Below are 22,132 nucleotides of genomic sequence, written 5' to 3'. Positions count from 1 at the left end.
GCTTTATTTAAAAGCAGCCGCCCTAATTATCTCTTCATCCAAACCTTCAGGTTTAATTAGAGCTAACCTGAGTCTAAACACATCCAGCAACCTTTTTTTAGTCGCTGTTCTTGGACTAAAGTATGGCTTTGTTGCGTAATTCAGACGAGAAACCAAACCTCCTAAAGTTGAGCGACTTTTATACAATATACTGAGTTTCAGGCATACCAAGCCCTGTAAGTTTGTTCAGTGCTTTGATCATGGCGTAAGTCTCGCCAACCTGAGCGTTGTAATTTCTTAGACTTCATTTCCCACCTAGCAACTGTTTTACTCGGTACATTGCGGTCTCTGACAGAGAGCGCTTATGATAGCCATACCGCTTTTTCCACTTCTTGTTGGAGCCGTAGAGCTTCTGGCAACCTACCGCTAAGTTACGAGGGTGCCCTTGTTCCCAGAAGGCTGCTCCTTCTCTTGGCGGGATGAGCGGAACAGCTCGCTTGATCCGTATGGCATCATGGCAATTCCTTGTGTCATAAGCGCCATCGCCTGATATCTCAATGATTTTACGACGTGTTTGCTTGAGTAAGTTGGGGAGCACTTCGGCATCAGTGACGTTAGATAAGCTCAGCTCTGCTGCGACTATTTCGTGGGTGCTTGTATCTACCGCGATATGCAGCTTACGCCAGACTCTTCGCTTCCCATCAGTTCCATGCTTCTTGACCTTCCATTCACCTTCGCCATAAACCTTGAGGCCAGTGGCATCAATGGCCAGATGTTGTATTGCTCCTCTGGTTTTGGTTTTAAATGAAACTTCAACTTCCTTAGCTCGGCGGCTTATACAGGTGTAGTGCGGGCAAACAAGCGGGATGTTAGCCAGCTTAAATACGGAGTCTAGAAAACCTTGCAGCGCTCTCAAGGGCATAGAGAAAACGCGTTTCACCATCAGTGCAGTAGTAATGGCTAAGTCGCTGAATCGGCGAGGTCTACCACGCTTGCCTTGTTTGTTTTGCTTCCACTCAGCTATCGCTTCCTCATCAATCCAAAAGGTCAGAGAACCACGGTTGATTAAGGATTTATTGTACTGCTTCCAGTTAGTTGTTTTGTAACGAGGTTTAGGCATGAGGCTACGACGATTGATGGGCGTAGCCGCTCAGATCGTAGTTTCTTGATTTAGTTCCATCGAATTACGCAACAAAGCCATACAAAACTGTTACTTTGAGCCATAATACTCTTAGTCAAAGAGGTTTTTGCTCGTAGTAAGAGGCGAAATTGGCCAATGCAACGGAGATTGCAACCAGTAAGATAACGGACAATAATAAGGTCCTTTTAATGCCATGTTTTTCATTATTTTTTCCATCTCAGATGGTGATTTATGGCAGTACTAACTGGGTATTTTTTATATTAGGAGAGTTTTATATCCAATGGAAATGACCTAAATCATTTTCTTGGAAAAAGAGAAGCACTCACATTATCTGAGTGCTTAGCTTCTCACGACATCTAGTGAATTTTTATAACCAACAATGGAGAGAAAATGAGTAGCGATAACGGTGGTGTTCCCCACCCTAGTGGCAAAGCAAACCCAATCGATACAGATTATACCGTTGGTCAGGACAACGTCGTTCTTTCCGCCGGTCCGTTTGGCCTGGACATTCATAACCGGGTTTTCGCCGTCTCAGGCTTAGCGATTGTCATCTTTGTATTTGCAACCCTAATCTTTCGCGAACAAGTCGAACCCCTGTTTCTTCACTTAAGATCTTGGCTCACCTCAAGTCTTGATTGGTTCTTCTTGTTATCAGGTAACATTTTTGTTGTCGTCTGTCTCGGACTGGCCATATCACCGTTAGGCCGGGTCAGAATCGGCGGTACCGATGCCACTCCGGATTATTCCTATTCAGGATGGCTGGCGATGTTATTTGCGGCCGGCATGGGGATTGGCCTGGTCTTCTTTGGCGTTTCTGAACCCATGACCCATTTCACTACCGCGCTGGGCGGCACCACACTGGAAAATGGTGTGCGTACCGACTGGGCACCACTGGGTGGTGCGATGGGTGATACCGAAGCCGCACGTTCGCTCGGTATGGCAGCGACGATTTACCATTGGGCACTTCACCCTTGGGCAATATACGCATTGCTGGCTCTGGGACTGGCTATTTTCTCGTTCAACAAAGGGTTACCACTGACTATGCGTTCAGTGTTCTATCCGCTGTTTGGCGAACGAGTCTGGGGCTGGACTGGTCATATCATCGATATTCTGGCAATTGTGGCGACGGTCTTCGGTCTGGCGACATCTCTGGGCTACGGCGCGTCTCAGGCTGCGACCGGGTTAAACTTCCTGTTTGATATCCCATTGACTGACACCACGCAAATTATTCTGATCATTGTGATCACTGCATTTGCACTGCTGTCTGTACTGGCTGGCCTTGATGGCGGCGTAAAACGCCTGTCAGAAATGAACATGCTGCTGGCTGCACTGCTGCTGTTTTTCGTGGTAGTCATCGGTCCGACAGCCGCGATTCTGCTCGGATTTTTCGATAATATCGGTGCTTATCTGACCAACTTCCCTGCACTGTCGATGCCATTTGGCCGTGAAGATGTGAACTATTCTCAAGGCTGGACATCGTTCTACTGGGCGTGGTGGATTTCATGGTCACCATTCGTCGGTATGTTCATTGCTCGTGTATCACGTGGCCGAACCGTACGCGAGTTTATCGTCTGTGTGCTGATTGTTCCGTCAACCGTGTGTGTGTTCTGGATGACGGCGTTCGGTGGTACCGCGATCAGTCAATACGTCAACGATGGTTATAAAGCCGTGATGGACGCAGACCTGCCATTGAAACTGTTCGAAATGCTTGAAGTTATGCCTCTGCATGAAATTACATCATTCATCGGTATCGTACTGGTCGTTGTGTTCTTTATCACATCATCGGATTCAGGTTCGCTGGTTATCGATACCATTGCTGCCGGCGGTAAAGTGGATGCACCGACACCACAGCGCGTGTTCTGGTGTACCTTCGAAGGCTTAGTAGCGATAGCATTGCTGCTGGGTGGTGGTTTGGCTGCGGCGCAGGCGATGGCGGTAACAACCGGCTTCCCGTTCACTATCGTCTTGTTGATAGCGACAATATCGCTGATTAAAGGCCTGATGAGTGAACCGCGGGTTAAGAAAGCCAAATAACGGTTTACTTTAAAAGACAATGGGCAGGCTCCGTGTCCGAGTTTGTGTAACGGAGCCACTCATTGACAAAGTGACTATTCAGTCTCTCGTCATCAATATGTAAACACATTTCAGGACGAGACACTGATACGAAAAAGCCTCGCAGTGATAACTGCGAGGCTTTTTTATGTAGCATTAAACGCTAATGGCTGAGCATCAGGCCTTGTTCTGACCCAGCAATTCCTGCGCTTGAGGCTGAGTCATCGTAATGTGCAGATCACGTTGCGGGAACGGAATGGTCATACCCGCTTCCTCAATCTTACCTTTCACCTGACGCTGAATGCTCCAGTAGGTTTCCCAGTATTTATCCGTGGTACACCAGGCGCGTAGTTGCAGATTCACTGAGCTGTCCGCCAGCATCTGAACCATCACCTGCGGTTTCGGATCCAGCATGACTGCTTCATGGCTGAGCGCTAAATCCTGAAGCACTTTCAGGCCGGTTTCAATTGAATCCTCGTAAGAGATACCTACCACGATTTCCATACGACGACGGCCGTTACGGCTGAAGTTACGAATGGTTGCGTTCCAGACGGTGCGATTCGGGCTGGAAATATACAGGCCGTCACCGGTTTCAAATACTGAGGTGAACAAACCAATATCTTTTACCGTACCGCTGTAACCGGCAAACTCAACGAATTCACCTTTTTTTATCGGTTTCAGGAACAAAATCATAATCCCCGCAGCAATATTGCTCAGGGTATCTTTTAATGCCAGGCCAATCGCCAAACCGGCCGCACCGACTAAGGCAACCAAACTGGTGGTATTGACACCAAACAGGTCGAGAATAATGACCAGAGCGAGAATGTAGACAATATAACCACCGACTTTAGACATCAGAGACGCGACAATCTCATCACCATTGCTCACTTTCATAATGGCTTTCTGAATACCGGCACGCATCAGTTTTGATGCGATAGAAGCAATCACTAAAATAAGCAGGGTTAAAATTGAGTTCTGGATGATATCCAGAATCAACGCCTGATGTGTCTCGTAAAAGCTGACGAGTAACTCCATTTTTATCTCCGTAACGGGTTATGGATGTTGTAAAACGGTACCCGGATATCTCAACCAGGCACCAGCATTAAGCAGCGCTAACCAACACTGCCTTGAATCAAGTAAATGTTATAACTTAAATAACACAGAACGAACACTCCCCCTTCCAGGCGGGAAATAGTTTTTGCTTTACCAATTTTTACCGCAGTGAAGAGCAGCAAGGCCGTACAGAACAGGACCGATGACCAGTCACGCCAGAAAATTTCCGCTCCAACATCGGAAATCGGCTCAATGGCACCGGCAATACCGACCACGGCCAGCGAATTAAACATGTTTGAGCCTACCACGTTACCGACAGCCAAGTCATGCTCACCTTTACGCGCTGCCGCAAGCGATGCCGCCAGTTCCGGCAATGAAGTCCCCAGAGCGACAATCGTCAGACCAATCGTCAGTTCACTGACACCCAGTTCCTGAGCAATATTGACCGCTCCCCACACTAAAATGCGAGAGCTCGCGACCAGCAACACCAAACCGGTAACGAGCCAGAAAATAGCGCGGGATAAGGTCATAGATTGCGGCATCACCTGTTGTTCTACTTCAGGCGGTAGCTGGCTTTTCCGTGGCATTCGTTCACTGGATGAGCAACAACAGAAGTTTATTACGCGTGTTCCAATGACCATTAAATCAGCCAAAGAGGCCTTAATGAACCTTGAGCCAGAGCAGCTGAGCCATATCGGCAATGGCTACTCGGGTTGTTGGGTTGACGCTGATTATGGCTCGGTATCTCAGAAGTGGCTGTTGATTCATAGTGAACAAGCAACCAAGCGAGAACAGGTAACGTTTTATAAGAACTTAGACAAAAATATCACCAAAGAGCTGAAAGCGCTGGGACAACTAAAGAAAAAGCAGTTTGCTTGCGCAGTGGATGCCGAGCAAGCAATGAGCGACTTCGCCAACCAGTGTCATTTGCTTGGCTTCGCGCAATCAACCATCGTTAAAGAGCCAATTTATTCAGGTCGTGGTCGGCCGAAGAAAGATGAAAAGCCGACGGGATACCACTATTTGATAGATGCTACGCCTTATACCGATCTAGAAAAGGTGAAACTGGCCAAGCTTAAAGTAGGTATGTTTATTCTCGCCACCAACTATACTGACAACACCGACCTAACAATGGTTGCATTGCTTGAACATTACAAGTCTCAGCAAAAGGTCGAACGCGGCTTTCGCTTTTTGAAAAGCCCTGAGTTCTTAACATCATCAATTTTCCTGAAGAAACCTCAGCGAATCGAGGCACTACTGATGATCATGACGCTGAGCCTACTCGTCTACGCAAGCTTAGAGCACAAAATCCGAGAGAGTCTCACTAAGACCGAGGAATTCTTTCCTAGCATGGTAAAGAACAAGACGACAACTAAACCGACGGCACGTTGGGTATTCTTAAAATTCGAAGGTATCGACACACTCGAATTTGGCGGCCAAAGCTTCATAACGGGTGTTCAAGAGCATCAGACTCGGCTGCTTAAGCTTCTTGGTGTTCTGTATGAAGCAGTTTATTCCTAAATTGGCTGCGGAATCTCGGTTATAGACAAAACAAAATCGACTCATCAATTATTCACCTTTAAACACTTCACTCACATGCCATTCAACCATGCTGTCAGCTGGATAATGATATGACTCTCTAGGTAAACGAATAGCCTTACCATCAAAATCCCAAATTAACCTTTCCACCAACTCTCCACCTGTAACAGCAGGAGAAACGTTGACTTTGAAATGGCTATCTAAGGTTATAGCTCCACGATCAAATGCTTTATGGTGAATGCTGCAAAGCGCAATACCATTTGAAATATCACAGGGACCAAAATACTGCTTCCATTTTATGTGAGCAGCTTCAACACCAACAGTGACGTTATCCATCGCTAAATCAAAACCACATACTGCACACTTATAGTTGTATGCGCGAAGCACTTTCCTACGAAACTCTGGGTCTCTCGACTTGGTCGAGGTGTTCACCTCAAAGCCAAATCGCACAAACAGCTCTTCTTGCAGAGTCTCAGGGAAATTATCCTGAATGATCTTTGATGCAATATCATCAATAAGCTTTGGGTTTGCGAGAATTGTCCGAAATGACTCTTCATCAAACCCTGCCATCACATTGTATTTAATCAGCTCAGATTTCTTGGGGTCAGTGTTACTCTTCCTTGGAATGCACTCTTCACCGTTGATGAGCTCCCAGAAGGGCTCTTTTTCATTGGCTAAACGCCAAAATGGGTACTCAGGATGATAGGCCTTCCTGGTTGGGCCGTATTGCACCAGCAAGTCTCTGACTTGCTGGTCTACCTCATCCTCAAACCGAAAGAGACGCTGATGCCCCTGCTTGTACTCAGACAGTGCATATAACAACATCAAAGGCTTATGAGGGGCCCTTTGGTCCCCTCGCCGCCAGCGCGAAATTAACTGAATTTTTTCAGAAAGCTCCATCGACTTACCTCGTTTCAAGCTTCAGGGCGGTTCTGGCGGGATGACATGGAAGAAACCTTCACTTTCTTCACACTCATCTTCAGCTGCCCTTTGTCCAAATGGTAACCAACTGATAAACATTGCCCTTTTGATAGGTCCCCGAGTTGCTTTTCCCACTCAGCCTGCTTTGTTCCTGGCATGCTCAGTTCAAGAATTTTCGCGTACGTCTTTGTCTCTGTTTTAGCTGGAGCAAAAAACAGCTTGTGAGACGCTTGGAACAAGCGATCTTGCTCATCTTTGCGTAGCATACTTAGCGTTTGAGTCGCCAGAATCAGAGATACCCCAAACTTGCGCCCTTCCGTGAGCATTTTTCCTAACGGGCTCTCAAGACGATGATCAAGGTTTTGCACTTCATCTAACACGATAGGTAGCGGGTTTTCCTTACTACCGTAACTACATGCGTAGGAGTATAGATCCCAAAGCAAAAACTCAGTACAAAGCATTGAAATATCGTGGTTAAGCGACGCGAGCTGCATGATTGTTGAACTATGTTCTTTACTCTCAAACACCTCACTCCAACTTTTATCACTGTCAGATGAGAAGAGATTGGACTTAACGAGAGGTGCAAGTTTACTGGCTAGCGCGGGACCTGCGGTTTCTTCTTCGTTTAAATCATCCAGCATGTTCTGCAAGCTGTAAGCACTGCCATACCGCTGGACACCAAACTCAATCACTTCATTAAGCACTGCGATCTGTCGCTCGCCAATTGTTGAATAAACCTTGTTGAACACAGAGGCGACGCGTCCCGCTACTGTATGAGGCTTTTCTTCGATTAAAATCCCGCCAAAATCCTGAGTTTGAGCTCTGAATGGCGACATGCCGAATGGCTCATTACAGAGGATGTTAGACTTAGGGTTCAATCTTTCAATGAACTCCGGCTCAAGGTGATTCGGCAAGAAGCCGTTTGTATAATCAATCACCAGCGATCGAATTTGAGCATCGGCCAAGCTCATTAACAAACCTTGGATACAGTAGGTTTTACCCTGCCCTGAGCTACCAAAAATGATCAGGTGGCGGTTTGCTAGATCTTTATGCCCGTACTCCCAGAACACTTTTTCGCCGGTAAGTGTATTCTGACCAATCTCCACTCGGCATTCGCTCGCATAATCTGGGGTTGACTCTGCAGCTAACTTTGACGGAACCTCAGTTTGGAGGTTCGGTTTTAAATTCTCTGGCTTGTCGACCATAACGTCTAATGGGACGAGTGACTCTTCTTTTTTCAACGCTGTCTGCTCCACCAACATATACTCAGCTGGCACATGGCAGATCTGCGCGATGTCCTTTTCATTCATTAGCACTTGAAGCGGGTGTTGCACCAGTGAAGGCAGCAAAGATATCGGAAGGTCAACCTTCAACACGCCATCTTGCATGTTGTAGCCAGGCTCGAAGCAGCTTCCGCTTTCAAGATGGCTAACCACTAGACCTGCCGGGTAGTTCTCAAGCTCTGCGATTGTGTAGTTGCCGCGCAGCCACTCTTCTTTCTCTGCAAGCAGGGCTTCGAAATAGTCATTGCTGAATACGTTGTAGAGACGGTATTTGTCGATTTGCATCAACACCTGGCGGATAAACAAGCCTCGGTATAGCTTCGACGCCAGTGTCTCGTCGCTCAAAAGCTCTGTTAGATAGCGGCGAAGCTCATTCGCTTGCTGTACTGCTTTTTTGTAGTCTGGCGTGGAGCCAGCTTTCACTTCGACAGGAAGCAGATAAAGGTTGCCCTCTTTAAAGCCCACCAGCAATACATCATCTGAAATCGCGCCTTTTTTATATCCCTGCACATTGCGTGAGAAATCACTGTCCGTCATTTTCAGGCCGATGTTGCCTGATACGCGGATCATCTCACCGACAGATAGCGGCACCCAGGTGATATCAGATTTATGCACAAGACAGGTCGCAAACTTATAGGCACCGATAATGCCAGTGCGCTCTTTGCGAATGGTGTCGTTGCAGGTCATCATCTTCAGCAGCCAATCACCGTTAAAGGCATTGAACTCGTTGATTTGACCACCGCCACTTTGCGCCACCACCCTTTCGAACAATCCGCGCTGTGCGGTTACCGTAATGGCATCGTAACTGGCAGAGCTGGTGTACTGATCGGAATAATGGATAAGCACAACATCTTGATTGGCGTGGAAGAAGTCCAGCGTCACCTTAGGGTCGATGATGGTGGTCCAAATCGAGCTGTCATAAGAGCGATCTAGCAGCGATTTAAAGTCTTCATTGACCGCAAGCGCGGGAGCATTGGCACCCGTGTATTGCGTGCTTGGCTTTAATGCTGGCTCCATTAACGAACCAACATACTTCGCCATTTCCAGGTGCGGTTGGTTACGGTATTGAACGTTTTGCAAACCAAATGCAGTGAAGTACGATCCTTCATCACTTTTGGAGGCGTCGCCCGTTAGCAGGCCATCACACGCAATACCGCTCGGCATGTCGTCAACGCTCAAGGTCGTTAACTTCACGTTGTCGTTGTTTCTGAAAAATGACAGGTGCGAGTAAGCTTGCCCTTCGCGTTCGCTATGGGCATTGGTGAACTTGCTGTAAGTAAGGCGGGTACGAAGAATGTCGATAATGGTGTCGGCGTTTTCACGCACTTTTCCGCGGTCCAGCTCCAGCCAAGACTTTAACTCTTCGTAGTTCGACGTTTCTGCAAACTGATCAAAGGCGTTGAAAACCAAGGCATCATCGTACAGGTTGATATGGATTGACGCCGCTTTATCCAGGTTGTCTTTTACATAGTCGACCAAACCGAGGAATAGCTCTTCTGCACTCTCTTGATTGACTGCATTCACCAGCACACTCTTCTCTGAGCCGGTAAACAAGTGGCGAAACGCTTTCTGGAACTCGTTGATCTTCTCTTTAACTAGCTTGCGAACGAACTTCAGACAGCTTTTCTGGTGAGGGACGCTTTTTACCCAAAACCCGTTTTCAGTCACTTGCTGGTTGTAGGCAAACTCATGCTTTGGATGATAAACATACGGAAGCAATCCACTTGGCCCCAAGCGATTGAACGTAACTGTTGGCAAGTCAGCAAAGCTGTCATCTTTTTGCATTTCATTGCAAAGGTTTAAGTAGTACGCCAGCACCAGCGGGTGAAAAGGCGAGTAGTATTCTTCGCCATTCTCGCGAACCAAACCGATTTGCATCACAAACTTTTGCTCTTTGGTTAGCATGCCGCCAACTTTGATCGCATTAAAATAATCAAGGAATGCATCCACGGTCGCTTTCACGAGTGCGGTAAATTGAGGCCCCCACGACACTAGCGAAATCGTTGTCCTTCGGCTTGCTAGATAGTCAAACAGTGCTTGGTATGCAGAGTGGAGATTGTCATCAATAGACCTTAACTCTTCCAACGATATGCTGTTGGATTCAGCCAGATAGACTTGCTTTTGCTGAACGAAACGTTCTTCCCAACGAAGTAAGCTAATGCGCGGCTCCATAACGCGAAATTCGCTATTATCAATCGCGACAACATCTTTACTCGGGTAAAGCTCGCCAAACACGTCATCATCAAACAACTTATGGAAGCGCGATTGGTTAAGCAGCAGTGGGAAGGACAAGCTGCTTTCTACCGTCTCACCCTCTATGCGAAATGCCAGTGTGTTATCACCTGATTTCACCACAAAACCGATATCTTCTGACTCGTTAGCCAAAGATTCAAAATCGACAACACCAAATTCTGCGCGGTCAACCACTTCACCAACATCATCTAGGCTTCGGCTTACAGTTAGCGCAGGGTTGATAACCAGGCTGTTATCTTCTGTTTTCAAGGTAAGGCGTTTTTTCGAAGGCTCAACGACGAAAATGTTTTTAAATGCCTCGAAGTCAAACTCGCCTTTTCTGACGACCAAGCAACGGAAGTTATGATTTTCAGAGGTATTGTCACGCTTCAATGCTAGCGTGAAAAACAGAGGCTCATTGGCATAACTGGCCGCTAGAGTGGCGTTTGCTCCTTTACTGGTTAGGCGCGTACTGATGATCTCTTGCTTGCCTAGTGCATTCGCTGGCGAGACTTTAAACTGCTCTTTGCTTAAATCACTGGTGCCAGAAAAGCTCAGTTTAAGTTCAAACTCACTTTGTCCTTCCTCGAGGGCAATGATCAGGTGACGGTCACGCAAGCCCGCTTTGGTTTCTTTTGGGTAGCGACCAATTACTTGCGCATCATTGGTCTCTTCTTCACCTTCATGCTTAAGGTGCTGAATCTTGTTCTTTTTGATCTCTTCTCGATAAGTTTCAAACTCCACATCTTTCCAACCATCGTCAGAAAAATGTTCTTTGATAAACTTGCTGCTAAAGCCTTTCAGTCTTTCTTCGAGTTGCTGACCAAAGTGCTCGACTTCAAACGACAACTCTTGGTAAAGCGCGCGGTTCTCTTCCAGCCGTTGTTTGATCTGCTTTCGATTACCAGATAGCTCCGCGACAAAAGGATCATCGAACATCCCGAGTTCGCTAAAACAAAGCTCGCCATCTTCGACCGCTTTGTACAGCGATTCGAAGCCAAACATGGTAGCGCCATCTTCTAGGATCGCGTCAAACTGGTCATCCAGCAGGCAAAGTGATACATCTCGGGATTTGTCAGTTTGTTCAATAAAACCGCTAAGTGCGACTTTGATGTTCTCAGGGCTCCAAACTTGCCCAGGCTGCCCCAAGTCTTCCGCTGAGTTGATAAGGGTATCAAGGCGGCTGTTGTGAATGACCACCAGCGCACAGCCCTTCAGAGCACCTTCTTGGCTTGCGATTTCATCACGCAGGTGAGAAATATAGTTCTCGGTAAACCCGCTTTCTCCGTCTTCTTCGCCATGAAGCACAGGAACCACTTTGCAGCCTTGGACGCTCACGTAGCTCAACGCCACCTTGTTACTAACTATAATCTCACCGTCCTTACGACGGAGTAACGCATCAAACAAACGCTGGCTGTTACCGTGATCAGGTGAGTTAAACTGGTAGCGATAGCCTGCGCGTATGTTTCCTTCCGCATGCAGTAAAAACTGCTCAACCAGAAACGATTCAAATTGTTTTGCGCACATACACTGCATCTCCACTATCACTCATGCGTTCAACGTTACCAATTCGTTCATAGAACTTGATAAGCTCTTGCTCTGTCTGCTTATCAACAAATATTCCCCTATCCTGAAAGCCGAGAACTAGCTCATGGAAGCGGAGCTTCTCTTCTTTGCCCACCACCAGGTTGGTCAGCAAAATAATATGGTCCTGCGTAAGGACAAGCACTCGGCCTGAGCGACCGCGGGCTTGCACAAAGTCAGCGGCCATATTCTTCTCAACCTCAGTCATGTACTTTTTGATAATGGCTGGTCGGTCTGTTTTCGGGTCCCGGAACTGCTCTTCTGCTAGCTTTAACGCGTATTCCAGCCAATCAATGGCCGTTACTGCGTCCCTGGGAATATCAGTGTCCAGTTTGCGGTTGGCTCGGAACATCAGCGCATAGTTTTTAATTTGATCAGCCAGGTCGCTTCTTTGCGAGTTTTCGATATCTCTCGCCAGCTGCCATAAAGGCTTCTTCGTTTCGTCCGGATTGGGCTGGATGTTTTCCAACATAGAAAGGACAGGAAACAGCTTGAAAGAAGACTCACTAAAGAGCTTGTAGCCGTGCTTTTTCACATGAATTCGCTCACCGCTGGCGCGTTCATGATCCATGATGAAATAGAGCGGTTTTGCTTTGGGGGCTTCACCGGTTTTCCAATCAGATAGCGATAGACTGAGCTGAGCCGTGTAAGCAAACCCGTAAAATGCCAAGAATTGTTCAAACTCATCCAGCAGGTATTTGGGATACGTGGTTAAAAATTCGAGATCACGTTTAAATGCCTCGGCCATGTATGGCAAATAGGGCGCTTCCGAAGCACGTAGTGATTTGTCGGTATCTGGTTTGGTTTTGGAACGCAGGGTTTCTAACAGCTCTTGTTCGATGAAGTTCAAGTTGGCATCAAACTGCTCAATTTGTCGACCATTTAACAGGTTGATAAAGAGAGATGCCACACGTAGATCGCCTGCTTTGCACTCACTTTTCTGACTCTTAAACAACAAAAATTCTGGGCTTACCGAGAAGATGTCTCGGTTGGCAAAATACATATCTTCCAGTACTTCCCAAAAATCTTCCTCGCCCAGTTTGCTTTGTAAGTTGGCTTTACAATCCGCTGCGAAATCTAGGTAGGTATACTTTTCGATTTTTTTACGAAGTAATCCGCGAAGCACCAACCCCACAACAGAAGACCAATCAAAGTCGTTGCCTTTGGTTCGAATGGGGATGTAACTGTTCAAGATGTTCTTGTTTTGGAACTTGTCGGCAGCAGTTTGTGGCAAACCAGTCTTTATCGGTAATGTAAAATTATCGGTCGTCATTAGCGCATACCACTCACTTCAAAATAGTCACTTTCTTCTTTCACGATTTTGTAGCGCTTATCACCCTTCAGGATAAACAAGGTCTCTTTTTGCTTAGCGACTGTCAGCATCTGCTCCAGTGCTTCATCAAGTAAAAGCACTGCATTTTTGTCATGCTTGTTAGGGCGGTACCCTTGACCAATTTTCACGAGCAGCTCTAGCAGCCTGACACTAATCGGCATTGGCTTAAGCGACTTATCACCGACTTTCAAATACGCATTGAAGGTGCCTATTTTTTCGAGTACGTTGTTTTGTATTGCTGAAAAATCTGGCTTAACTTCAAGAGACACCGCCGTTTTGTAGCCATTAAGCTCAGAGACTAAATACTCGTCTTTATCGAGTGTTGGTGCATGTCGGTTGCAATAGCGGTGAAGCGCTGAGATCAGGGTTTCCTTATAGAAACTACCAAGCTCTTTACGCATCTTTCCTGAACCATCGAAATCACGATGTAACATCCAAACAGATGCATAGGTTTCTACCAGATTGTTTGTAAACTCGTTTTGGATAGGCGTTACAAACTCATTGCTTAGCTCGTTGTCACCCCGAAGCAAATAGAAAAGGCGAAGGAAAGACGTTGCTTCGGTTAACTCGTAAAAACCAAGCTCGTTAATTTTTGACCTAAATGCACTGAACCTCTCATCTTCAATGCCCAGCCCATGCTGAAGCACAAACTCATCGACTTTACGCGTGTGCAGATTACTTGGGTCAAAACCCTGAATGCGGGATAGCAGCTCGTTATCGCTGCCTGAAAACAAGTTGTCGAACAAGTAGCCATCAGCTGCAAGCAACTGGAAAGTGAAATCCAGTAACGCTCGAGCCGTGAGGAACTGATCTTTGATAAGGCGAGCTTTGAGTAGTAATCCAATCAGGGATTCCTGAACTGCTGGCCGACTCAGCAGCGCATAATTAGCGGTCAGGCGATTATGTCCTCCAGATTTACGCTCATTGTCGTAAAGCACATAAAACGGGTTATCAAGCGTCTGCGCAGTCAGTCTTTTCAGAAACTGCTCAGCAAAGTCTGATGCACTACCCTCTGCATCGAAGGTGAATTTTGGATAGTCTTCAAAATCCAAGAACACGTACTGCTCTGGAATTTTCGAAAGCTTGCGGGAGAGAAAGTCTCTAACCACCTTTTTGATGTCGCTATGTTCTTCAGAGCCTTCTTCTGCGTAGTTACCCAACATACCCACATTGATACCCACAACGAGTGGTTTGTTGCTTTGCTTGAACTCGGAGAAACGCTGATCGAGAGCTTGAATGGCAGTCTGACTCGGATTAAAGCTGTGCGTTGCATCCAAATGGAAGTCATGAGTCACTTTGTTTCTTTGGCTGTACTGCGTCAAGATCTCGGATTTGCCATCACCACTACTTCCGCATAGGAAGATGATTTGATTGGGCTTGGCCGATAAGAGAGCTTTCTTAAAATCCGCTTCTATATCTGTCTTGATGTAGATGTAGCGCTTGTATTCAGCAAGGTGGTCTTGATTCTGCTCTCTCTCAGTACTGACCGCATACGGTGAAGACTTTGAGAGAATGCTGAGAGCTTGTGCAAATTTCAACGGTCATTATTCCTTCAAATAATCAATAGGTTACATATTACTAAAAAATGCACTGTATTACTGTGATTTCAATACGAATATAGAGTGCCATGATAATGGACAAAAGCCGATGAAATGCTATCTAAGGATAGCTTTTCAATCTATTTTTTCATGTACCACTTATCTTTACTTACCGAAAAGCAACCCAAAAGCACTCTTGCTCACAGCACTCCACGTGCAGCCCCATGGGCTTTCACATGTGAAAGTTGCCAGGAGCATCAACAATAAATCCTTCCAACATCCCACAATAATTGGATTACTACTCCTCAAATCCCAGAACAAACAAAAATCTTAAGCCATATCCCACAAATACCGGACTGTGAGTATCAGCATCCCAACAACCATCATTAACCAGTCATGGATTATTAGCTTCGACCTCCCACAAAGATAGAGATTTGGAAAGCAACAGGTCAGCTCCCAGGAAAGGAATCTCTTCTATTGCTGCTTTAGCTGCTGGGATATGGGGCAAATATCTAACGCCCAAAATGGGCAACTTCGCGTGTTATAGCTAAAGGACGTCTGGGTTACGGTAATTGGTGACGAACAAGCAAAACCAAGGAGTAACGTAACGATGTTAGATGAGAACAGCGCAGCTTATCGCTGGCATAAAATGGCACAGCAGTGCAAACCAACCGAAGAGAAGCAAGCTTTCGAGCTAGCACTTTCACAATCACTCAATGCTCTGGCACAAGTCGAGCATTTTACTGATCAAGAGCCTTATTTGCTGGAGTTTTTAGCAAGTTGCTACGCCAACAACTTCTGGCGAATCCACCGTTCTTATAAAGACACAAACCCCGGTCATTTCGCCTGTCGAGTCCGCAACCGTGACAACGCGTTCGAGGCCGCATGGCACCATAACTGGTACATGAGTGAGAATCAAATGGCGCAGCGACACAATAAAAAGCACCGTGTTCGCTCGACACATATCCGCAAAGGAAAAGGCTTTCGCTACCCACCAAGCCGCTTTTCAAAAGCTAACGCTGAATGGGAATCCGACCTTATAGAGTACACCGAAGATGCCTTCGCCCTTATACGAGAAGTGCGGCATGAAATCCTATCCATCAAGAAGAAGGCCCAAACCTGTACAAAACGACTTCACAAGCTACATAAACACTTCAAAAAAATGGAGATGCAACATGACTAAAAAACCTGCCGTTGGCATCACAAACTATTACGGAGAGCTAGACCTGTCAGACTTTGATATTGCACTGCCAGAACAATCACCACAGCCAGAATTAATAAAAGATTTACCTCTATTTGTCGCCGATGAATCGAAGATACTAATGGTTGCGGCCAAAGACCTTGAAGCTCGATTGGAAAAGCTGTGCAAAGCTCTGACAGCTGAGTACAAAGTGAAATATCCAATACGCTACAAATTCAAAGTCAAAAAATCAAAAGGCTTACCAAAGATCACATGGTATCGCCTTATTCTTCATCGCTACCCAGACGAAGAGCTCGAAGAAAAAGAAGTATCGAACGGTGTATTGAGACGTTTTTCATACGCAATGCCCTGGGAGATCCCGCTGTATTTGCATTTGCTCGATGAGTTAGAAAAGCTGGATCAACGTGTCATCCGTATAAGCACACTGACCGAAGCCATTAAAGAACTCACTAAAGCCACCAAGAAATACAACACTTAATGTATTTGCTTGCTCCACATCGCTTGGTGTGGAGCTTTGTCGCTTGGGCTTGCATTTTCAAAATAGATGGTAAAATTAAGGAAGTAGAGGCTTAGGAATACTAAGCTAAAGAGAAACAAAAATAATGGAGGTTTTATGGAACTTTGGATTTGGCTGGGTGGTTTATTACTGACAGTCGCCGCAGTCGGTGGAGTATTTTGGTATTCCGGACGAGAGCGATAACTTTATTGCTGGTCGATGTTATCGATCTCCAGCCTGAGCTGCTCAATAAGCGCCTGCTTTTTAGTTTCACTGAGCTTTTCAATCAAACATGCCAGTTCTGCTGAGCTGTCGGAATCTGAAAAGAAATACGCAACAGGCACACCGAGCTCCTGAGCAAGCTTTTGTAGCGTACCGATATCGGGCATATGACGCCCTTTTTCATAATGATTCATACGGCCACTCGCTGAACCTGGGTCCATACCCAAACGGATACCAAGCTCCCTCTGGCTGATACCAACGCGATTTCTTGCCTGTTTAAGGCGCTGTGGAAATGGGTTTGTTTTAGACAAGTGAGAATCATCATCAACCTACGATGCTTAGATTTTCTAAGTTTTAATTATACCTGTATACTTAGGAAAACTAAGCACAAGATGGAGACTAAGATGAAAACACTAAAAAAGTTCGCACTATTTTGCGTTTTTTGTCTTGGTGCGTTAGTGACTGTATATCAAAGCTGGGGTGTGATGTTGATGGTATTCCCAAGCGTTATTTGGCTACATAAGCCTCTGGATGTTATCCACAAAAATAAGTACATCGCGTTGTTATTTTGGTTTGTACTCTTTTATATAAACTGGCTATTCGCTAGTGCCGCCGCCCTCACCTATTTCTTCATTCATGTCTGGCATTTGCACCAACAGAACATTCCGCTCAATGACTCGTCTTACGTTAAGCGAGCGCCTCGACGCATCAACCCAAGCACTGGTTTGTTGATGAAGAACAGGCACTTTGACATGACAGGTGAAGCTTATGGCTGGAAGATTGATTGATACGGGTAGGTGATGATCACTTTCGCTCCCACTGGGAAGGATCGTAATAACAAAATGATCCACGATCCATAGCAAAGCCTCCGATCAACAACTGGTGAGTTTAAAGATCAAAAGATATCTCCTGCTTATCCACAATGTGTCTATTTGGTGATCACCCGATAAATAACTGCAAAATCAAATTGTTTTGAAAAGGAAATTTCTCATGAAACCGAAGGCTAGGTCCACTCTATTATCGTTACTCATTTTGCTCACTGGATGCGCCTCTACATCAACTCCGATCCAATATGACAACAGCCATAGCCGTGCTCATAACATTGCTCATGCAGGTGGGCTCTACCAAACAGAAGACAAAGTCATTCCAATGAAAGATTTTGAGGCATTTAAGCTCGCGAAAGCTGCCGTAGGAAATACATTGTTGCTCACGCCTTCAGTAGGCGCGGGACTTGAGTTAAGTGAAGGACTAAGCCTTGGTTTGCTAACGTCATTGCTGGAACAACCTGATACCGCTTCACGAAACAGCATTATTGCTTGGATGCCTATACAAGAAGCGACATCCGCTCGAGACGCACAGCAAAAATTGCTCTACCACTTCAACGCAGCCATCGAAACCGTGCTTCAAGAACAATCTATTAACTATGAGCGCACGAATGGCAATTCAGAACAAAAGATAGAGTTCTACTTCCATAGTGCAGACTACCAATGTCCAAAATACCAAGCTGGTATGACAAACCAGGACCTATGCTATATCACCGCAGAAGTTTTCGAACCGAGAAGAACGATGTCACCATCTTTCGTCAACGATGGACAGGAAAGTTTTGCATTTGAATCCAACCATCACGTCTACTACCAGAGATTTAGAATTTCGCCAGGCAAGAATAGTGACATCCCTTCTGATGCACTTTATGCTGCTATTAGTAATAAGTTGCCCGATTGGATCTTCATTTATATAGCAAAAGGGAAGATTCACTTTGGTAAGGAAACGATCATCGCACCTTACCTGCTAGAGAGTGGAAAACCTCTCTTGTTTGTCGTTTCTGAAGAGAAAGATAGTGAAAGCTGATCCGGTTTCCCACCATTCCCACTTTTCCCATCCTGATCTATGATGGAAGTCATCTTGGGAAGTAAGAATTTGACCATAAATTGCAATTTGGTCCCCAATCGGTCCCCAAGACGTCGCGCGAGGCCAGCTATTATGGGAAACTTCACTTTCTGTATCGGGAAGTAAATAATCGAACGCGCGGTGCTGAGCTTAACTCACACCGCGTTTCTTTTTGTACGGCAAGCCATCCATGAGCTTTAGCCGTCGCATTCAATAAGGAAGAAGTATGATCCACATTATTACAGGCAGCACGTTAGGTGGCGCAGAATACGTAGGGGATCACCTGAGTGATCTACTCAACGAGAATGGATTTGAAACAACGATCCACAACCAGCCTTCCCTCAGTGATATCGAAAATCAAGGTACGTGGTTGGTGATCACCTCTACACATGGAGCTGGTGAGTATCCTGATAATATCCAACCTTTTATCGCAGCATTACAAAATACACCGCCAAAAATGACTGATGTAAAATTTGCGGTGATTGCGATTGGTGACTCTAGCTACGATACGTTCTGTGCCGCTGGTCAACACGCTTATGATTTATTAGAGGATATTGGTGCAACCCCTCTCGCAGATTGCTTTAAAATCGATGTACTGAGCCATGATGTACCAGAAGACGCCGCAGAGATGTGGTTAAAAGAGAATATCGAACGTTTTTAAACTCACGACTTTCCCTTCAACAGAGTCGAAATTCGGCTCTGTTTTCTCCCATTTGAATAACTCCCACCAAATTATTTTGTTTAACCGCTCAAAAACCAACCAAACAGACTGTGGATAACTACAATAAGATCCAGTGATTTTCCTTTAGTTATCCCAATAACAACTTTGATCAATTTTACCCCCTGTGTATAACCACCACTTTTGATCCCAGGTAATCCTCGATCTGATCCAATCATGATCACAAGATATGATCCAAAGAAGATCCATGATCTTGTTGATCATTTTTAGGTTATCCACAGAAACGGTCGATCCTAATAGTAGATCTAATAAAAGATCATATATATAGATCTTATATATATTTATCTTGAAGCTTAAAACGGATAAAACGAGAAAACGTTTTTCTCTCTGGCATAAAGCAGGTAAAATACGGCTCCTTTATCTGTCCATTAAATCCCTTTGAATACCTGAGGTCAGTTCATGCTTTATCACGAAAACTTTGACGTCATTGTTGTCGGTGGCGGACACGCAGGAACGGAAGCCGCGCTCGCATCTGCACGCACAGGACAAAAAACGCTTCTCCTTACCCATAACATCGATACATTAGGCCAGATGTCTTGTAATCCGGCGATCGGTGGTATTGGTAAAGGTCACTTAGTAAAAGAAGTAGATGCTATGGGCGGTTTGATGGCTGAAGCCATCGACCATGCAGGTATTCAGTTTCGTACACTAAATGCCTCCAAAGGTCCTGCAGTACGAGCAACTCGAGCTCAAGCCGATCGCGCTCTGTACAAAGCGTACGTTCGTAATGCATTAGAAAATGCGCCTAACTTAACGTTGTTCCAGCAATCAGTTGATGATCTGATTGTTGAACAAGATCGCGCAGTTGGTGTGGTAACTCAAATGGGACTTCGCTTCCATGCGAAAGCCGTTGTGCTAACCGTGGGTACCTTCCTTGGTGGTAAGATCCACATAGGTATGGAAAGCTCGTCTGGTGGTCGTGCCGGGGATCCACCATCGATCGCATTAGCGGATCGACTGCGTGAACTGCCGTTCCGTGTGGATCGTTTAAAAACAGGTACTCCACCGCGCATTGATGCTCGTACTGTTGATTTTTCAGTGCTAGAAGCTCAGCACGGTGATAACCCAACGCCTGTATTCTCGTTCATGGGCAAACGTGAACAGCATCCGCGTCAGATTCCATGTTTCATCACCCACACCAATGAACAAACTCACGATGTGATCCGTAGTAACTTGGATCGCAGTCCAATGTACGCAGGTGTGATTGAAGGTATTGGTCCGCGTTACTGTCCGTCTATTGAAGACAAAGTGATGCGTTTCGCTGACAAAAACAGCCACCAAATCTTCATTGAGCCAGAAGGCCTAACCACGCACGAGTTATACCCTAATGGTATCTCGACCAGCTTGCCATTTGATGTGCAAGTACAAATCGTGCGCTCAATGAAAGGGTTTGAAAATGCACACATCGTTCGCCCAGGTTATGCGATTGAATATGATTTCTTCGATCCACGTGATTTGAAGCAAACGTACGAGACGAAGTTCATCCATGGTTTGTTCTTTGCTGGCCAGATTAATGGCACGACTGGCTACGAAGAAGCCGCAGCGCAAGGCTTGATGGCCGGTCTAAATGCAAGCTTGTTTAGCCAAGACAAAGAAGGCTGGAGCCCACGTCGTGACCAAGCTTACATGGGCGTGTTGATTGATGACTTATCGACCATGGGTACCAAAGAGCCGTACCGCATGTTCACTTCTCGTGCGGAATACCGCCTGCTACTTCGTGAAGATAACGCCGATTTACGTTTAACGGAAAAAGCGCGCGAGCTAGGCTTGATTGATGATGTTCGTTGGGCTCGCTTTAACGAGAAAATCAACAATATGGAAACGGAGCGTCAGCGTTTGAAAGCAACGTGGATGAATCCGAAGTCAGAGGGTGTTGATGAGCTGAACAAGCTGCTGAAAACCCCAATGGCCCGTGAAGCGAGTGGTGAGGATCTTCTGCGTCGTCCAGAGATCACTTATTCGCAACTGACGCAACTTGAAGCGTTTGCTCCTGCACTTGAAGATCAGCAAGCGGCTGAGCAAGTTGAAATTCAAGTGAAATACGATGGTTACATCAAGCGTCAGCAGGAAGAGATCGAAAAATCACTGCGTCACGAAAATACCAAGTTACCTGCTGATTTGGATTACCGCGATGTAAAAGGTTTATCAAACGAAGTCGTTGCTAAACTGAGCGAGGCCAAACCAGAGAGCATCGGTATTGCATCACGCATTTCTGGTATTACGCCTGCTGCAATTTCTATTCTACTTGTTCACTTGAAAAAGCATGGTTTGCTGAAGAAAGGTGAGGAAGAATAATGAGCGCATTGCGAACAAAGCTGGATTCACTGATCGCGAAAACCGATTTGGAAGTGTCAGAACAGCAACGAGAGCAGTTAGTTGGTTATGTCGAACTGCTCGACAAATGGAACAAAGCGTACAATTTAACATCGGTACGTGATCCGCTTGATATGTTAGTGAAACATATTCTTGATAGTATCGTTGTAAGCGCACACCTGCCCGGTGAGCGCTTCATTGATGTTGGTACTGGTCCGGGGTTACCGGGCATCCCTTTGGCAATAATGAACCCTGAGAAAACCTTCTTTTTGCTCGACAGTCTTGGCAAACGCATTCGTTTTATCAAGCAAGTCGTGCACACATTAGGGCTGAAAAACGTGACACCAATTCAAAGTCGCGTCGAAGAATTCCAACCTGAAGAAAAATTTGATGGCGTTTTGAGTCGAGCTTTTGCTTCAATGACAGACATGGTGGAATGGTGCCACCATTTGCCGAAACAAGAGCACGGGGTGTTTCTAGCGCTGAAAGGACAGCACCCTAAAGATGAAATGGATCAGCTTCCTGAATGGTGCAGTGTGACAGAGATCATATCTTTGGCTGTTCCTGAGTTGGAAGGTGATCGTCATCTAGTAATCTTATCGCGCAAGGAAAATTAGCG

At 45.8% G+C, this 22,132-nt stretch carries 15 protein-coding genes and 2 pseudogenes; 9 read left to right on the top strand and 8 right to left on the bottom strand.

Annotated elements, in window-relative coordinates; genetic code table 11:
- Positions 1-178 precede the first annotated feature (178 nt).
- A pseudogene (locus R7040_RS18815) lies at positions 179-1,099 on the bottom strand (IS5 family transposase).
- Between the two features lie 411 nt (positions 1,100-1,510).
- On the opposite strand from R7040_RS18815, the gene R7040_RS18810 reads away from it, so the two are divergent.
- Complete coding sequence (locus R7040_RS18810) at positions 1,511-3,154, top strand: BCCT family transporter (protein ID WP_005491666.1); 1,644 nt, start codon at positions 1,511-1,513, stop codon at positions 3,152-3,154.
- A 195-nt stretch (positions 3,155-3,349) separates the two neighbouring features.
- Here the strand turns inward: R7040_RS18810 and R7040_RS18805 are convergent, their stop codons facing one another.
- Entirely contained in the window at positions 3,350-4,207 is an 858-nt protein-coding gene (locus R7040_RS18805; protein WP_004729635.1) for a mechanosensitive ion channel family protein, read from the bottom strand.
- Between the two features lie 77 nt (positions 4,208-4,284).
- Positions 4,285-4,812, bottom strand: coding sequence for a sodium:calcium antiporter (locus R7040_RS18800; protein ID WP_022591086.1), 528 nt, complete (start codon positions 4,810-4,812; stop codon positions 4,285-4,287).
- Here R7040_RS18800 and R7040_RS18795 point away from each other — a divergent pair.
- Positions 4,811-5,746, top strand: a pseudogene (locus tag R7040_RS18795) (IS1634 family transposase); the annotation flags it as partial. The gene R7040_RS18800 and the pseudogene R7040_RS18795 sit on opposite strands and share 2 nt — an antisense overlap.
- A 48-nt stretch (positions 5,747-5,794) precedes the next feature.
- On the opposite strand, the gene R7040_RS18790 reads toward R7040_RS18795, so the two are convergent.
- Genes R7040_RS18790 through dptF form a run of 4 tightly spaced genes read right to left on the bottom strand, consistent with a single transcriptional unit; the run spans position 5,795 to position 14,655 of the window.
- Positions 5,795-6,664 (bottom strand): phosphorothioated DNA-binding restriction endonuclease, encoded by an 870-nt coding sequence (locus R7040_RS18790; protein ID WP_005491618.1) that lies wholly within the window; start codon positions 6,662-6,664, stop codon positions 5,795-5,797.
- 14 nt (positions 6,665-6,678) lie between these two features.
- Positions 6,679-11,727, bottom strand: a complete 5,049-nt coding sequence (gene dptH / locus R7040_RS18785; RefSeq protein WP_022591088.1) for a DNA phosphorothioation-dependent restriction protein DptH — start codon at positions 11,725-11,727, stop codon at positions 6,679-6,681.
- The gene (gene dptG / locus R7040_RS18780) at positions 11,708-13,057 is read right to left on the bottom strand and encodes a DNA phosphorothioation-dependent restriction protein DptG (RefSeq protein WP_021454597.1); all 1,350 of its coding nucleotides are present in this window, start codon (positions 13,055-13,057) and stop codon (positions 11,708-11,710) included. Before dptG ends, dptH begins: the two co-directional genes overlap by 20 nt.
- Positions 13,057-14,655 carry a DNA phosphorothioation-dependent restriction protein DptF gene (gene dptF, locus R7040_RS18775; protein ID WP_005491605.1) on the bottom strand — a complete coding sequence of 533 codons (1,599 nt, stop codon included), beginning with the start codon at positions 14,653-14,655 and terminating at the stop codon, positions 13,057-13,059. Before dptF ends, dptG begins: the two co-directional genes overlap by 1 nt.
- Before the next feature lie 610 nt (positions 14,656-15,265).
- On the opposite strand from dptF, the gene mobI reads away from it, so the two are divergent.
- Together mobI and R7040_RS18765 are read left to right on the top strand one after the other, a co-directional pair.
- Positions 15,266-15,838 (top strand): conjugative transfer protein MobI(A/C), encoded by a 573-nt coding sequence (gene mobI / locus R7040_RS18770; RefSeq protein ID WP_005491607.1) that lies wholly within the window; start codon positions 15,266-15,268, stop codon positions 15,836-15,838.
- Complete coding sequence (locus R7040_RS18765; protein ID WP_005491616.1) at positions 15,831-16,334, top strand: hypothetical protein; 504 nt, start codon at positions 15,831-15,833, stop codon at positions 16,332-16,334. The genes mobI and R7040_RS18765 overlap by 8 nt, the downstream gene beginning before the upstream one ends.
- Before the next feature lie 224 nt (positions 16,335-16,558).
- Here R7040_RS18765 and R7040_RS18760 read toward each other — a convergent pair whose 3' ends face one another.
- Positions 16,559-16,885, bottom strand: coding sequence for a helix-turn-helix domain-containing protein (locus R7040_RS18760; RefSeq protein ID WP_072866242.1), 327 nt, complete (start codon positions 16,883-16,885; stop codon positions 16,559-16,561).
- A 93-nt stretch (positions 16,886-16,978) separates the two neighbouring features.
- Here R7040_RS18760 and R7040_RS18755 point away from each other — a divergent pair, with 93 nt between their 5' ends.
- From R7040_RS18755 to rsmG, 5 genes are all read left to right on the top strand, one after another.
- Positions 16,979-17,362, top strand: coding sequence for a hypothetical protein (locus tag R7040_RS18755; RefSeq protein ID WP_025533981.1), 384 nt, complete (start codon positions 16,979-16,981; stop codon positions 17,360-17,362).
- Positions 17,363-17,564: 202 nt separating this feature from the next.
- Positions 17,565-18,422 carry a hypothetical protein gene (locus R7040_RS18750; RefSeq protein ID WP_005491622.1) on the top strand — a complete coding sequence of 286 codons (858 nt, stop codon included), beginning with the start codon at positions 17,565-17,567 and terminating at the stop codon, positions 18,420-18,422.
- A gap of 265 nt (positions 18,423-18,687) precedes the next feature.
- Entirely contained in the window at positions 18,688-19,122 is a 435-nt protein-coding gene (gene mioC, locus R7040_RS18745) for an FMN-binding protein MioC (RefSeq protein WP_005378900.1), read from the top strand.
- A 477-nt stretch (positions 19,123-19,599) separates the two neighbouring features.
- Complete coding sequence (gene mnmG, locus R7040_RS18740) at positions 19,600-21,495, top strand: tRNA uridine-5-carboxymethylaminomethyl(34) synthesis enzyme MnmG (protein ID WP_005378901.1); 1,896 nt, start codon at positions 19,600-19,602, stop codon at positions 21,493-21,495.
- A complete protein-coding gene (gene rsmG, locus R7040_RS18735; protein ID WP_005378902.1) occupies positions 21,495-22,130 on the top strand; it encodes a 16S rRNA (guanine(527)-N(7))-methyltransferase RsmG in 636 nt (211 codons plus the stop codon). The genes mnmG and rsmG overlap by 1 nt, the downstream gene beginning before the upstream one ends.
- Positions 22,131-22,132: the final 2 nt, after the last annotated feature.

The organism is Vibrio sp. 1069 (genome assembly GCF_033340555.1).
Note: the sequence above shows the minus strand (reverse complement) of the source record. Positions and strands in the feature narration are given on the sequence as shown.

Coding starts and splice junctions, on each gene's coding strand:
- R7040_RS18810 (WP_005491666.1), top strand. CDS start 1,511: ATGAGTAGCGATAACGGTGGTGTTCCCCACCCTAGTGGCAAAGCAAAC.
- R7040_RS18805 (WP_004729635.1), bottom strand. CDS start 4,207: ATGGAGTTACTCGTCAGCTTTTACGAGACACATCAGGCGTTGATTCTG.
- R7040_RS18800 (WP_022591086.1), bottom strand. CDS start 4,812: ATGCCACGGAAAAGCCAGCTACCGCCTGAAGTAGAACAACAGGTGATG.
- R7040_RS18790 (WP_005491618.1), bottom strand. CDS start 6,664: ATGGAGCTTTCTGAAAAAATTCAGTTAATTTCGCGCTGGCGGCGAGGG.
- dptH (WP_022591088.1), bottom strand. CDS start 11,727: ATGTGCGCAAAACAATTTGAATCGTTTCTGGTTGAGCAGTTTTTACTG.
- dptG (WP_021454597.1), bottom strand. CDS start 13,057: ATGACGACCGATAATTTTACATTACCGATAAAGACTGGTTTGCCACAA.
- mobI (WP_005491607.1), top strand. CDS start 15,266: ATGTTAGATGAGAACAGCGCAGCTTATCGCTGGCATAAAATGGCACAG.
- R7040_RS18765 (WP_005491616.1), top strand. CDS start 15,831: ATGACTAAAAAACCTGCCGTTGGCATCACAAACTATTACGGAGAGCTA.
- R7040_RS18755 (WP_025533981.1), top strand. CDS start 16,979: ATGAAAACACTAAAAAAGTTCGCACTATTTTGCGTTTTTTGTCTTGGT.
- R7040_RS18750 (WP_005491622.1), top strand. CDS start 17,565: ATGAAACCGAAGGCTAGGTCCACTCTATTATCGTTACTCATTTTGCTC.
- mioC (WP_005378900.1), top strand. CDS start 18,688: ATGATCCACATTATTACAGGCAGCACGTTAGGTGGCGCAGAATACGTA.
- mnmG (WP_005378901.1), top strand. CDS start 19,600: ATGCTTTATCACGAAAACTTTGACGTCATTGTTGTCGGTGGCGGACAC.
- rsmG (WP_005378902.1), top strand. CDS start 21,495: ATGAGCGCATTGCGAACAAAGCTGGATTCACTGATCGCGAAAACCGAT.